This window comes from Methylobacterium sp. GXF4 (assembly GCF_000272495.1).
Classification (GTDB): domain Bacteria; phylum Pseudomonadota; class Alphaproteobacteria; order Rhizobiales; family Beijerinckiaceae; genus Methylobacterium; species Methylobacterium brachiatum.
Map to the genome: position 1 here is coordinate 176,278 of NZ_AKFK01000046.1, position 13,679 is coordinate 189,956.

Here is a 13,679-nt window from a genome sequence, read left to right on the forward strand (position 1 = left end):
TTGCCAAACGCTCCCGGCAATATCGGGAAATTTACGCAGGACGGCGCAACCGCGATGAATGGTGTTCGACCCATGGGTGTGGCACCCAATCCCGCATCGGTGCAGAATACGGTTCGTGAGGAGAGCGGGATGAGCCACGACCACGCGCACGACCATGCACACGACCATCCCCACGGCAGCGATCTCTCGCCCGTCGAGGCGCGGGTCCGCGCGCTGGAATCCCTGCTGACCGAGAAAGGCTATATCGACCCCGCGGCTCTGGACGCCCTGGTCGAGCTCTACGAGACGAAGGTCGGGCCGCATGCCGGCGCCCGGGTCGTGGCCCGAGCCTGGGTCGACCCCGATTACCGGGCCCGGCTCCTCGCCGACGCGACCCCGGCGATCGCCGAGCTCGGCATCGGCGGCCGGGGCGGCGAGCACATGGTGGTGGTGGCCAACACCCCCGAGACGCACAACCTCGTCGTGTGCACGCTTTGCTCCTGCTACCCCTGGCCGGTGCTCGGCCTGCCGCCGGTCTGGTACAAGGCGCCGCCCTACCGCGCCCGGGCGGTGATCGACCCCCGCGGCGTCCTGGCCGAGTTCGGGGTCACCATCCCGGAGACCACCCGGATCACCGTGTGGGATTCCACCGCCGAGACCCGCTACATGGTCCTGCCGATGCGTCCCGCGAACACCGCGGGGTTCTCCGAGGAGGCTCTGGCCGCCCTCGTCACCCGCGACGCGATGATCGGCACCGGCCTGCCCGGCACGGTCCCGCCGACCCCGCTGGAGATGCCGGTATGAACGGAGCCCAGGACCTCGGCGGCGCGCACGGGTTCGGGCCCGTTGTGCCGGAGCCGGACGAGCCGGTCTTCCACGCCGATTGGGAACGTCGCGTCTTCGCGATGGCGATGGCGATGGGCTTCACCGGCGCCTGGAACCTCGACGGCAGCCGCGCCACCCGCGAGTCGCTACCGCCGGCGCAATATCTGGCGTCGAGCTACTACGAGATCTGGCTGGCGGCCCTGGAGAAGCAGGTCGCCGCCACGGGCCTCGCGACGCCCGACGAGATCGCGGGGGGTCGGGCGTCCGAGCCGGCCAGGCCGGTGGCGCGGGTGCTCGCCCGGGACGGGCTGGAAGCCCGGTTCCGCGCCGGCTTCCCGAGCAGCCGCGAGCCGGCCGCACCCGCCCGTTTCGCGGTCGGCGACATCGTTCTGGCCCGGAACGCCCATCCCACCGGGCATACCCGCCTGCCGCGCTACGCCCGCGGGCGCCGAGGCCGGGTCGAGCGCGTCGAGGGCGCGTTCGTGTACCCCGATACCAATGCGTACCAGGCGGGCGAGAACCCGACCTGGTTGTACACCGTCAGCTTCACCGCTCAGGAATTGTGGGGCGCGAGCGGCGACCCGGGCGGGATCGTCACGGTGGCGGCCTTCGAACCCTATCTGGAGCCGGCGTGAGCACGCCGTCGCCCACGGCCTTCGCGGCCCCCTGGGAGGCCCAGGTCTTCGCCCTGGTGGTCTCCCTGCAGGAAGCCGGGCTGTTCACCTGGACGGAATGGGCCGATTGTCTCGGGCGCGAGATCCGGCCGACGGACGGGCCGGAGCGGGCGGCCGATTACGCCGCCTGGCTCGCCACGCTGGAAACTATCCTGTCCGAGCGTGGGGTTACGGCCTCCGAGAGCGTCGCGGCGCGCACCGCGGCCTTCCTGCGCGCCGCCGCGGCGACGCCGCACGGGCAGCCGATCCGGCTCGAGAACGATCCGCTCTACCGGCCTTGAGCCAGGAGGCTGTCGAGGGGCACCGGGGCGGCGTGCGGGCGGCCTGCGAGAAGCGCGTCGAGGAGCGCCAGAACTTCGCGCCGGCCGCAATTCTTCGCTGCCTCGAACGGCGTCCAGGTCTGAACAAATTCGAATTGCGCGAAGACCTGGCGGTAGCGTTCGAGTTCCTTCGGCGTCAGCGGCACGCCCCGGACGAACGCCTTGTGCGCCGAGATCGTCGTGGCCCGGCGCGGGTCGGCGGGGTCGAGCTCGAACTTCAGCGCGTCGCCGCAGAAGCAGATCTTGCGCGCGCGGTCGAACAGGACGGCGTGACCGTCGAAATGGCCGGCGGTGCGGTGCAGCTCCAGGCCGGGCAGGGGCTCCAGCACGTCGTCGTAGGGCCAGCTGACCTGCAGGGCGGCGCTCCAGGTGAAGTCGGCCGCGGGCAGGCACAATTCCGGGTCGAACCGGTCTTGGAGCTGCACCAGGGCGCCGTAGGAATGCGGGTGGGAGGCCGAGAGCACCTGCATGCCGCCGAGCGTCTCGATCTGGTCGAGGGCGGCCTCGCTGAAGACCGGGCAGCCCTCGAACCCCATATTCCCGGCGTCGGTCCGGATCAGATAGGCGGAGGGGCCGATGCCGGAGACCGGCTCGTTCCAGAACCGCCAGACGCCGGGTTCCAGCTCCTGCCAGTGGCAGGGAAAGGCGTCCTGCGCCTCCCGGGCGGTGCGGAACCGCCAGCCGTCCTGGGGCACCACGTGCCGAGCGTCGAGGCACATCGGGCAGGACGGGGGTGCCTCGAAATGGCGCTGCCAGAATCCGCAATTGTCGCAGGTATAGGCGGGCAGCTTCAGGGCGCCCGCAAAGGGCAGATAGCCGGGCATCGTCTCGAACCTCTCCTGGCGCATGGCCCCGGGTTTCCAAAGAGTGCAGCCCTTCGGCGGGGTTCGGGGGATGAACCCCGAACGACCAGGGCTCCGCCCTGGACCCGCAAAAGGTCTCGGACCTTTTGAAACCAGGACGTGTCTAGCGAGTCCGGTCCGGGAGCGCAGCCCGCCGGGGCCGGGTGGCCGCCACGGCCGCGGCGGCGAGCCCCAGCAGCGCCAGCCCGGCGAGGCCGCCGACCACCGTGTCCCGGGTGCGGCTCGTGACGAACTCGCCCCGCGTGGTCTTCATCCGATCGGTGAAGCGCCCATCGATGCCGACCTCGCCGGGTACGGGATCGTAGAGGTTCCCGTCCATCTCGGGGATCGTCGTGTCGGACAGCTGGGCGGACCACATCGAGGCGGCCTTGCGGTCGGCCAAAGCGGGGGCGAGCGCCTGCGCGGCGGCCATCATCATCGACGAGCGCCCGACCCAGACCTCCCGGCGCGGATGCTCGACGGCGTAGACGATCGCCTCGGCGCAGAGCCGCGGGTCGAAGACCGGATCCGGGGCGTATTGGCGGTGACCGGTGTGGTTGCGCGCCCAGTTGAATTGCGGGGTGTTCACCGCCGGCAGGTAGACCACGCTGAGGCTGACGGCGACGTCGTCGTGGAGCAGCTCGCAGCGCAGGGCGTCGGTGAAGCCGGAGACGGCGAACTTGGCCGCGCAATAGGGCGCCTGGAGCGGCGCCGCCCGGATCGCGAGGCCGGACGAGACCTGGATGATCGCGCCGCGGTTGCGCCGCTTCATGTAACGCAGCGCCGCGAGGGTGCCGTAGACCTGGCTGAGATAGGTGGTCTCGGTCACCCGCCGGTACTCGTCCGGGGTGATCTCATCGGCTGGGCTCACCACGGTGGACATGGCGTTGTTCACCCAGGCCCGGATCGGTCCGAGCTCGGCCTCGATCCGCGCGGCGGCGGCGTCCACGGCCTGCGGGTCGGCGACGTCGGCCGCGATCGCCAGCACCGGCTGGCCGTAGGCGGCGAGCGCCCGCTCGGCAGCGGCGAGCCGCCCGGGATCGCGCGCCACGATGGCGACCGACCAGCCGCCGGCGGCGAGGCGATGCGCGGTCGCGAGCCCGATTCCGGCGGTCCCTCCGGTAACGACTGCAACCCGCGCCATCCTGTCCTCACCCGATCGTTGACGAATCGCTGCGGCAACGGACGTGGCCGCCCCCGGTTGCGCCGCACCACCGTGCCGGAACGTCACGGCCGCCGGTCTTTTCGGAACCCTTTGCGCAACATCCGGCGCCGAGCGCTGTTGGTTCTCGGTAGTCGCACACAGTTCAAGCGCCACGGACATCGAGGATCGCAGCCATGCGATACGGACGACGTTTGTCCCTGCCGATCGATCCCTGGCCGCAAGCGTCGCTTGGCGAGCGCATGTCGGTCGGTCTGGTCCTGACCCTGCTGCTTGCGGTGCCGCTCTGCGCGGCCAGCGCCGTGATGGTCGTGAGCGCGACGATCGCGGCCTACATCGCCTGGTCCTACGACCTCGGCGCATCCCTGCGGGACGCCGTCGAGCGCCAGATCGGCCGGATGGCCGGCGGCCACGGGCGCGCAGTCCGGAAGGTTTGAGGGACGGCGCTCGTCCACACCTGATTGGCTGCAGCCGTTCGACGCGTGTTCCTGGACGCGAGACGGTTCGGTCCCGGCTGTCGCAACCTCGCCCGCATCCAGAGGCGGCGAAAGGACTCTTCCGAACCGGCAGCGCGATCCCGCGCGGCAGTAGCGCCTCAGGCCGAGAGGACGATCGGGATGTCCGCCGATCGAATTGGCAGTTGCCGAACCGTCATTGCGAGCGCAGCGAAGCAACCGAGTGATGCGCCACTTCCAGGGATGGCGCGCTGCCCAGGGTTACTTCGCTGCGCTCGCAATGACGGCGTGCGCTGAACGCTCCGCGAGGGACAGCCACGTTTTTTCGATAGCACCGCGCGCGACCTATCGATCCTGCCGGCCGTCGGGAAAGACGCACGGACTAATATCGTGGAGCCGCCCGCACCGTCTTCGGAATGAAGCGCAAACCTGTTCATTGCGACCGTGCAGCCGCCGCCCAACGCTGGTCCGATTTGACCTCGACGCATCGGCTGGGCCAGTCAGGTTCGGAACCGAGAGATCGCCATGTTCCGTTCCCTGATGAGTGCCCGGCGCTTCGCGCCTCTGTTCTGGTGCCAGTTCTTCTCGGCGTTCAACGACAACTTCCTGAAGAACGCGCTGGGATTCCTGATCCTGTTCGGGATCGGCGGGCAGGCCTATGCGCATGCGGGCGTGCTCGTTACCCTGGCGAGCGCGGTGTTCATCGGGCCGTTCTTCGTCCTGTCGGGCCTGGGCGGGCAATGGGCCGACCGCTACGACAAGGCGCTGATGGCCCGGCGGCTCAAATTCGCCGAGATCTTCGCCGCCGGCACCGCGGTGCTGGGCTTCCTGCTGCATTCGGTGCCGGTGCTGTTCGTGGCGCTCGGCCTGTTCGGGACGATCGCGGCGCTGTTCGGCCCGATCAAGTACGGGATCCTGCCGGATCACCTGCGCCGCGAGGAGCTGCCCGCCGGCAACGCGCTGGTCGAGGCCGCGACCTTCCTGGCGATCCTGCTCGGCACGATCGCCGCCGGCGCGGCCTCGGCGATGGGCGGCTCCGGCCTGGTCTTCTGCGCCCTGGTGATGGGCTTCGCGGTTCTGTGCTGGCTGTCGGCCCGGATGATCCCGCCAACCGGGGAGGGGGCGCCGGACCTCCATGTCGACCGCAACGTGGCGCGCTCGACCGTCTCGCTGCTGCGCGACCTCTGGGCCGACACGCGCCTGTGGCGCGGCTCGCTGACGGTGAGCTGGTTCTGGCTGGTCGGCGTGGTGGTGCTCTCGCTCCTGCCGGTTCTGGTGCGTGACGCCTTCAACGGCACCGAGACGGTGATCACCGTGCTGCTGGCTCTGTTCTCCATCGGCATCGCCGTGGGGTCGGGGCTGGCCTCGTGGCTCGCCAGCGGCCGGATCGTGCTGCTGCCGACGCCCGTCGGGGCGGTGCTGATGGGCCTGTTCGGCCTCGACCTCGCCTGGACGATCGGGTCCATGCCGCCGCCGCCCGCGGAGGCGATCGGTCCGCTGGACTTCCTGCGCAGCGGCGACGGGCTGCGCACCGCCATCGGCTTCCTCGGGCTGGCCGTGTCGGGCGGGCTCTACATCGTGCCCTCCTTCGCGGCCGTGCAAGCCTGGACCGAGAAGGCGATGCGCGCCCGCATCATCGGGGCGGTCAACGTCGTCACCGCGGCCTTCATGGTCGCGGGCACCCTGGCGCTCGCTGGGCTGCAGGCCATGGACCTGTCGATCGCCAGCCTGCTCGCATTGGTGGCGGTGCTGAACTTGGTCGTCGGCGTCCTCGTATTCGCGACCCTGCCGACCAGCCCGTTCCGGGACGCGCTGTCGATCCTGTTCCGGGCCTTCTACCGGCTGGAGGTGCGCGGGCTCGACAACGTCGCGGCGGCCGGACCGAACTGCATCCTGGCGCTGAACCACGTCTCGTTCCTCGACGCGCCGCTGGCCCTGTCGCTGCTCGATCAGGAGCCGGTCTTCGCGGTCGACAGCGGCATCGCGCAGCGCTGGTGGGTCCGGCCGTTCCTGCGGGTCACCAAGGCGATGCCGCTCGACCCGACCCGGCCGCTCGCCACGCGGACGCTGATCAATGCGGTCAAGAGCGGCGAAACGCTGATCATCTTCCCCGAAGGCCGTCTCACGGTCACCGGCAGCCTGATGAAGGTCTATGACGGCGCCGGGCTGATCGCCGACAAGTCGGGGGCCATGGTGGTGCCCGTGAAGATCGACGGGCTGGAGCGGACCGCATTCTCGCGCCTGTCCCGCTCGCAGGTGCGCCGCCGCTGGTGGCCGAAGGTGACCGTGACGGTGCTGCCGCCGGTCCGCCTCACCGTGGACCCGGCGCTGCGCGGCAAGGCCCGCCGGCAGGCCGCCGGGGCGGCGCTCTACGGCATCATGTCGGACCTGCTGTTCCGCACCGCCGACACGAACCGCGGCCTGATGGCGGCGCTGATCGATGCCGGGGAGCGCCACGGCTGGCGCCGCACCGCGGTCGAGGATCCGGTCACCGGCCGCCTGACCTACAGCCGTCTCGTGACCGGTGCGAACGTGCTCGGCCGCAAGCTGATGCCCCTCGCCCCCGAGGGCGGGCGGATCGGCGTGATGCTGCCCAACGCCAACGGCGCGGCCGTGACCCTGTTCGCCCTGGCCTCCGCGGGCCGGGTGCCCGCGATGATCAACTTCTCCGCCGGGGCGGCCAACGTCCTCTCCGCCTGCCGGGCGGCACAGGTCGACAAGATCCTGACCTCCCGGGCCTTCATCGAGAAGGGACGGCTCGGGACCCTCGTCGAGGCGATCAAGGGGACCGTCGAGCTGGTCTACCTGGAAGACCTGCGCGCGACCGTCACGACGCCGGACAAGATCCGGGCGCTCCTCGCGGGCCGGAAGCCCCTGGTGAAGCGCCTGGGCGAGGACCCGGCCGCAATCCTGTTCACCTCGGGCAGCGAGGGCACGCCCAAGGGCGTGGTGCTGGCCAACCGCTGCATGCTCGCCAACGTGGCCCAGGTCGCCGCCCGGATCGATTTCGGCCCGACCGACAAGGTGTTCAACGTCCTGCCGGTGTTCCACGCCTTCGGGCTGACCGCCGGGCTGGTCCTGCCGCTGGTCTCGGGCGTGCCGGTCTATCTCTACCCGTCGCCGCTGCACTACCGGATCGTCCCGGAGCTGATCTACGGCTCGAACAGCACGGTCCTGTTCGGCACCGACACGTTCCTGTCCGGCTACGCCCGGGCCGCGCATTCCTACGATCTGCGCTCGCTCCGCTACGTCGTGGCCGGCGCCGAGGCGGTGAAGGAATCCACCCGCAAGACCTGGGGCGAGAAGTTCGGGCTGCGCATCCTCGAAGGCTACGGCGTCACCGAGTGCGGGCCGGTGGTCGCGCTGAACACACCGATGTTCAACCGCTTCGGTACGGTCGGGCGGATCCTGCCCGGGATCGAGACCCGCCTGGAGCCGGTGCCCGGGATCGACGAGGGCGGCCGCCTCGCGTTGCGGGGTCCCAACATCATGCTGGGCTACCTGCGGGCGGAGAAGCCCGGCGTGCTGGAGCCGCCGCCGGATGGCTGGCACGACACCGGCGACATCGTCGCGATCGACGCCATGGGTTTCGTGACGATCAAGGGCCGGGCCAAGCGCTTCGCCAAGATCGCCGGCGAGATGGTCTCGCTCGCCAGCATCGAGGCGCTCGCCGCCGAGCTTTGGCCGAACCAGCCGAGCGCGGTCGCGGCCGTGCCGGATCCGCGCAAGGGCGAGCGGCTGGTTCTGTTCACGCAGGAGAAGGGGGCGACCCGGGCGGCCTTCCAGAGCTTCGCCAAGGGGCGCGGCGCCTCCGACGTGGCGATCCCCGCCGAGGTGGTGGTGCTCGACGCGATCCCGATGCTCGGCACCGGCAAGGTCGACCAGGTCTCCGTCGTCAAGCTGGCCCAGGAACGGGCCAAGGAAATTGCCGCCGCCTGACCGCCTGTCCCACCCGGCCGGCCCGCATCACCCAAACGGGGGATGCGGGCGCAGGCCCGATGCCCTCGTATCACGAATACAGTCATGATTCGATCATTCCCCAGTGATCGAGGTTCGTGGACTGGATTTCGCGATTCAAACGCGTGTCGACGAGGGGTTGAACATGCACAAGGGCAGGCGATTTCCGATCTGGCTGACCCGGCGGGCCTATTTCAAGCGGATCGCGCGCTGGACGAAGCCCGGCAAGGCCCACAAGGCCGCGCCGCAGATCCTCGAGACCGAGCCCGCAGCTCCCGCGTCCAACATCGTGCCGTTCCCGATCCGGGTGGGACAGGCGGTACGTCCGGCAATCCCGGATTTGCGCGGCGTCAGCCTCGGCTGAGCCGCCCGTCCGGGACTTGCCGGCGCCGCCGGATCGGTGAATCTGTGCGCGCTGGCGGACTCGGGAGCAGGAGGATGCGTGCCGGACCACGGGCCTGATCCGAGCACAGCCACATCGTCCCGGCGCAGCTTGCGCCGTGCCGCGAGGGTGAGCCTGGCGATCGCGGCGCTCGTGCTGGGGCTCCTGGCGGCCGGCGCCGGGATGGTCTGGCGCTACGCCGCGGCGCTGCCGCCCCTCGACCTCGCGGCGGCCTCGGCGCGCTCCACCGTGGTGCTCGACCGGTCCGACACGCTGCTGCGCCCCTTCGCCACCGCGGACGGCCGCTGGCGGCTGCCGGTCACCGCCGCGACCGTCGATCCGCGCTACCGGGCGATGCTTCTCGCCTACGAGGACCGGCGCTTCGAATCCCATCCGGGCGTCGACCCGGCGGCGATCCTGCGGGCCGCAGCGCAATGGCTGGGGCACGGGCGGATCCTGTCGGGGGGCTCCACCCTGTCGATGCAGGTCGCCCGCCTGGTCGAGCCGCGCCACGGGCGCTCGCTGGAGGCCAAGCTCCGGCAGATGGTGCGGGCGGTCGCGCTGGAGCGGCAGCTCGGCAAGGCGGCCCTGCTCGACCTCTACCTGGCGCTCGCCCCCTATGGCGGCCCGCTCGAAGGCGTGCGGGCGGCGAGCCTCGCCTATTTCGGCCGGGAGCCGGTGCGGCTGACGACGGCGCAGGCCGCCCTGCTGGTCGCCCTGCCGCAATCCCCCGAGACCCGCCGGCCCGACCGGTTCCCGGACCGCGCCCGAGCCGCCCGCGACCGAGTGCTCGACCTCGCTGCGAGCCGGGGCCTCCTCAGCGCCGCCGAGGCCGCCGCCGCCAAGGCGGAGCCGGTGCCGACCGCGCGACAGCCGTTCCCGATGCTGGCAGCCCACGCCGCCGAGGCGGCGGTGGCGGCCGAGCCCGGGACGCCGGTGATCCGCCTCGCCATCGACGGGCGGCTGCAGGCGCGGCTGGAGACGCTCGCGGCCGAGCGCGCCGCCGCGGCCGGGCCGGCCCTCTCCGCGGCGATCGTGGTGCTCGACAACCGCGATGGCCGCGTCCTCGCCCAGGTCGGCAGCGCCGGCTACCTGGACTCGAGCCGGCGCGGGGCGATCGACATGACCCTGGCCGTGCGCTCGCCGGGCTCGGCCCTAAAGCCCTTCGTCTACGCGCTGGCCTTCGAGAACGGCCTCGCCCATCCCGAGACGCTGCTGGAGGACCGCCCGGCCCGGTTCTCGGCGAACTACGCGCCGGAGAATTTCGACCTGACCTTCCAGGGGACGGTCACGGCCCGGCGCGCCCTGCAGCTCTCGCTCAACGTGCCCGCGGTGGCGCTGATGGAGGCGGTCGGGCCGGCGCGCTTCATCGCCCGGCTGCGCGCGGCCGGCGCCGGGATCCAGCTCCCGCGCGAGGCGGCACCGGGCCTGCCGGTGGCGCTCGGCGGCCTCGGCATCACGCTCACCGACCTCGCGCGGCTCTATGCGGGACTGGCCCGCGGCGGGTCGGTGCCGGACATCCTGCGCCGGGCCGGAGACGCCGCCGGGACCGGCCCGGAGCACCGGGTGACCGAGCCGGTGGCGGCCTGGTACGTCGCGGACATCCTGCGCGGGACGCCGCCGCCGGAGAACGCGCTGACGAACCGCATCGCCTACAAGACCGGCACCTCCTTCGGCTACCGCGACGCCTGGGCCGCCGGCTTCGACCGGCACGTCACCGTGGTGGCCTGGATCGGCCGGCCCGACGGCGCGGCGGTGCCGGGCCTCGTCGGCCGGGTGGCCGCCGCCCCGATCCTGTTCGACGCCTTCGCGCGGCTCGGGATCGAGCCCGAGCCGATCCCGCAGCCCCGCAACGTGCTGAGCGTCGCCGAGGCCGGCGGCCTGCCGCCGCCGCTGCGGCGCCTGCATCGCGACGGGGCGGAGACGCAGGGCCCGGCGCTCAAGATCGCCTATCCCCCGGACGGCGCAAAGATCGATCTGGGCCTCGCGGGCGAGCGCGGGGACGAGCGCGACACAGCAGGCCAAGGTCTCGCCCTCAAGGCGCTCGGCGGGGTTCCGCCGCTGACCTGGCTGGTCGACGGCCAGCCCGTGGCACAGACGCCGCGGCGCCGGGCCGAGTGGGTTCCGGGCGGGGCCGGATTCGCGCGAATCTCGGTTCTCGATGCAACGGGCGCGAGTGACAGCGTCTCCATCCGGATCGAGTGAGCGGCCGGTCCAGAGATTGAGCCGACGAAAATGCCTGGGGTGCGTCACTCTGCACCCGACAATACGTTCGTGGACGCAGATCTTCCTCGCCGGATTCATCGCTCATCAACGAATACCGGTCTAGTGCTCGCCGGTGAGGTCGGTGATGGCTTGGAAGGTCGGCGCCGGGATCGCGGTGCTCCTCGGATTGGTCGGCGTGGCGGCGGGGCTCGGCAGCGATGCCGATCCGCGCCGGGCCGGCTGGCGCGAGGCCTATCGTCCGCCCGCCGAGATCCCGTTCCCCAGCGAGAATCCCTACTCGGCCGCCAAGGCCGAGCTGGGCCGACGGCTGTTCTTCGACCCGATCCTGTCCGGCGACGGCACCCGGACCTGCGCCACCTGCCACCTGCCGGACCTCGGCTGGGGTGACGGGCGCGCCCGCGCGGCGACGCGCATGCAGGGCGATATGGACCTGCGCACGCCGACGCTGATCAACGTCGCCTGGCAGGACGGCCCGATGGGCTGGGACGGGAAGTTCCCGACCCTCGAATCCGTCGCCGCGATGCCGATGACCTCGCCGTCCAACATGAACCTGCCGATGGCCGACGCGCTCGCCCGGCTCAGCGCCGATGCGCGCTACGCCTCCGCCTTCGCCAGCGCCTTCGACGATCCGGCGATCACCCGTGAACGGCTGGAAGCGGCGCTGGCGACCTTCGAGCGCCTGATCGTCGCCGGGACGACCCCGTTCGACCGCTGGATCGCCGGCGATGAGGCGGCCATCGGCGCGGCGGCCAAGCGCGGGTTCGACCTGTTCAACGGCCGGGCCGACTGCGCGAGCTGCCATTCCGGCTGGTCGTTCACCGACAATTCGTTCCACGATATCGGCGTCGGCACCGGGACCGACATCGGCCGCGGCCGGTTCAAGCCGACATCGGTCGCCCTGCGCTACGCCTTCAAGACCCCGACGCTCCGGGAGATCGGCCGCCGGGCGCCCTACATGCACGACGGCTCGGCCCCGACCCTGGAGGCGGTGATCGATCTCTACAACCGCGGCGGCATCGACCGCCCGAGCCGGTCCCGGGCGATCAAGCCGCTCCATCTCAGCGCAACGGAGCGGGCCGACCTGCTGGCGTTCCTGGGAACCCTCGCGACGGAGCGGAGCCGCGACCTGACGACGGCCTCGTTCACCGCCGCGGTCCCGGCGCCGTAACGGCGGCACGGTCGACCGGGACGGGCATTGCGCGCAGGGATGACCCCGAGACACCCCAATCCGCGAATGCCACGCACCATTGGGCTGCTTGGCTGCGCGCAAGGCCGGGTGGCCCGCCCAAGCCGGACGGGTATCCCGATCACACCCTCATGCCGATGTGGGAGCGAAGCGAGCCCTCCGGCTGGCCACGCGATCCCCGGGAGGCTCCTTCGAGGTCCGGCGATCTTCAATCGCAGGGCACCTCAGGATGAAAGCGCGGATGGGAAAGTCGCTCCAATGCGGTTCCCGAGCCGCTCACACAACGCCCGCCGCATCGGCGGACGGGCAGCCGAACGGGCGTTGTGCGAAGGGCCCCGCTCTATCCCAACCGCGCTCGTCAGCGGGCGAGCCCTTGCTGGGGCGCTCCGGTCACGCGCCGCTCGCAGGCTTCGAGCGCGGCGGCGAACCGGGCCTCGCCGACCGTGTATTGGTGGGACAGGTTCGCCAGGCTGAGAAGGATCCAGACGCTGCCGAGGACGCTCGCCACCACCACGCCGAGCAGCACGTAGATCGTCCGGGTGTTGCGCCGAACTTCGATGGACAGGTCGTGGACGAGCTCCCGGTTGCCTTGAGAGAGGGCGTCTCTCGCGGCAACCAGCTCGTTGTGCATCTCGCTGATGACGTGGGTGGCGTTGTACAGCAGCAGAAGGTGGACGACGAAATCGTCGTCCGTGGTGGTGTTGAGAGCGGCCGCGACGCGCACGGCGAGCTGCCGCTCCCAGGGCAGGAGTTCCCGGCCGTGAACCGTCCGGTAGAACCGCTCGAGGTTGTTCACGGACGGAAGGCCTCGCGCCAGGCCGTGTGGAAGTTGCGCCGCAGACGCCGTCCCTCGACGCGCAGGCGCATCGGCGCGGTGGTCGCCAGTTCCAGCCAGGTCATGTGCTGGATCCGCAGGGCCTCGATCAGGCGCTCGCCGATCCGCTCGATCTCGATGGTGCGGAAGTTCGGCTGCGCCTTCAGCTGACGGAACACGTCGGAGGCTTCCAGATAATCGAAGTTGGTCGCCTGGGCGGTGTTCTTGGCCAGGATCGCCCGGTCGCATTCGAGCAGCAGCGGCCGGAGCTCCCGCAGCACGTCCAGGGCGGTGGGATCGACGGCGCCGGCGGCCACGACCACGCAGAGGCGGATCTTATCCTCGCGGCAGCTCTCGACGATGATCTCGGTGCTGCGCCGGGTCGTCTCGGTGTCGCCCGCCGGGAAATCGACCACGACGAAGCGCTCGGCGGCGTCGGATACGCGCTCGATCAGGTCCTGCACCAGGGTCGGGTCGACGCGGCCGGTGGAATCCTCCGCGCGCAGGCGCTGCCGGAAGCAGGAGACGCCCGGGCGGCGCGGCACGAAGTTCTGGCTGCCCGGCTCGGTCTCGCGCATCAGCGCCGTGTGGAAGTGCCGGTTGGCCGGATCGGTGTCGACCGCCAGGACGGGGCCGACCTCGGCGCAGAGATCGGCGATCTGCAGGGCGATGGTCGTCTTGCCGACGCCGCCCTTGCCGCCGAGGCACAGGATCAGGACCTTCGAATTGCCCGACCCGAGGAGATCCTGCTGGATGTCCTGGAGCTCGGACGGGGTGTACCAGGCCGGAACCTTGAGCTGCGTGGCGTCGGTCATGGAAGTCTCCTTGCGGTGAATGGCGCAGGGCTGCGTCCGCGC

12 protein-coding genes are annotated in these 13,679 nt (G+C 71.1%); 8 read left to right on the forward strand and 4 right to left on the reverse strand.

Annotated features, from left to right (window positions below; all coding sequences use genetic code 11):
* Positions 1-129: 129 nt before the first annotated feature.
* Genes nthA through WYO_RS05575 form a run of 3 tightly spaced genes read left to right on the forward strand, consistent with a single transcriptional unit; the run spans position 130 to position 1,759 of the window.
* Positions 130-783, forward strand: coding sequence for a nitrile hydratase subunit alpha (gene nthA, locus WYO_RS05565; protein ID WP_007560059.1), 654 nt, complete (start codon positions 130-132; stop codon positions 781-783).
* Positions 780-1,439, forward strand: a complete 660-nt coding sequence (gene nthB, locus WYO_RS05570) for a nitrile hydratase subunit beta (protein WP_007560061.1) — start codon at positions 780-782, stop codon at positions 1,437-1,439. Before nthA ends, nthB begins: the two co-directional genes overlap by 4 nt.
* Complete coding sequence (locus tag WYO_RS05575) at positions 1,436-1,759, forward strand: nitrile hydratase accessory protein (RefSeq protein WP_007560063.1); 324 nt, start codon at positions 1,436-1,438, stop codon at positions 1,757-1,759. The genes nthB and WYO_RS05575 overlap by 4 nt, the downstream gene beginning before the upstream one ends.
* On the opposite strand, the gene WYO_RS05580 is transcribed toward WYO_RS05575, so the two are convergent.
* On the reverse strand, positions 1,747-2,622 hold the full coding sequence (locus tag WYO_RS05580; protein ID WP_039902356.1) for an MBL fold metallo-hydrolase: 876 nt from the start codon (positions 2,620-2,622) through the stop codon (positions 1,747-1,749). The two genes, WYO_RS05575 and WYO_RS05580, sit on opposite strands and share 13 nt — an antisense overlap.
* A gap of 142 nt (positions 2,623-2,764) precedes the next feature.
* On the reverse strand, positions 2,765-3,784 hold the full coding sequence (locus tag WYO_RS05585; RefSeq protein WP_007560068.1) for an SDR family oxidoreductase: 1,020 nt from the start codon (positions 3,782-3,784) through the stop codon (positions 2,765-2,767).
* Positions 3,785-4,044: 260 nt separating this feature from the next.
* Here WYO_RS05585 and WYO_RS05590 point away from each other — a divergent pair, with 260 nt between their 5' ends.
* From WYO_RS05590 to WYO_RS05610, 5 genes are all read left to right on the forward strand, one after another.
* On the forward strand, positions 4,045-4,239 hold the full coding sequence (locus tag WYO_RS05590) for a hypothetical protein (RefSeq protein WP_244424069.1): 195 nt from the start codon (positions 4,045-4,047) through the stop codon (positions 4,237-4,239).
* A gap of 543 nt (positions 4,240-4,782) precedes the next feature.
* Positions 4,783-8,196 (forward strand): acyl-[ACP]--phospholipid O-acyltransferase, encoded by a 3,414-nt coding sequence (locus WYO_RS05595; RefSeq protein WP_007560072.1) that lies wholly within the window; start codon positions 4,783-4,785, stop codon positions 8,194-8,196.
* Positions 8,197-8,299: 103 nt separating this feature from the next.
* Positions 8,300-8,578, forward strand: coding sequence for a hypothetical protein (locus tag WYO_RS05600; RefSeq protein ID WP_244424071.1), 279 nt, complete (start codon positions 8,300-8,302; stop codon positions 8,576-8,578).
* Between the two features lie 201 nt (positions 8,579-8,779).
* Positions 8,780-10,801 carry a penicillin-binding protein 1C gene (pbpC, locus tag WYO_RS05605; protein ID WP_193375339.1) on the forward strand — a complete coding sequence of 674 codons (2,022 nt, stop codon included), beginning with the start codon at positions 8,780-8,782 and terminating at the stop codon, positions 10,799-10,801.
* Positions 10,802-10,946: 145 nt separating this feature from the next.
* Positions 10,947-11,990, forward strand: a complete 1,044-nt coding sequence (locus WYO_RS05610; RefSeq protein WP_007560078.1) for a cytochrome c peroxidase — start codon at positions 10,947-10,949, stop codon at positions 11,988-11,990.
* Positions 11,991-12,366: 376 nt separating this feature from the next.
* Here the strand turns inward: WYO_RS05610 and WYO_RS05615 are convergent, their stop codons facing one another.
* Positions 12,367-12,804, reverse strand: a complete 438-nt coding sequence (locus tag WYO_RS05615; RefSeq protein ID WP_007560080.1) for a hypothetical protein — start codon at positions 12,802-12,804, stop codon at positions 12,367-12,369.
* Positions 12,801-13,637, reverse strand: a complete 837-nt coding sequence (locus tag WYO_RS05620; RefSeq protein WP_007560082.1) for an ArsA-related P-loop ATPase — start codon at positions 13,635-13,637, stop codon at positions 12,801-12,803. Before WYO_RS05620 ends, WYO_RS05615 begins: the two co-directional genes overlap by 4 nt.
* Positions 13,638-13,679 lie beyond the last annotated feature (42 nt).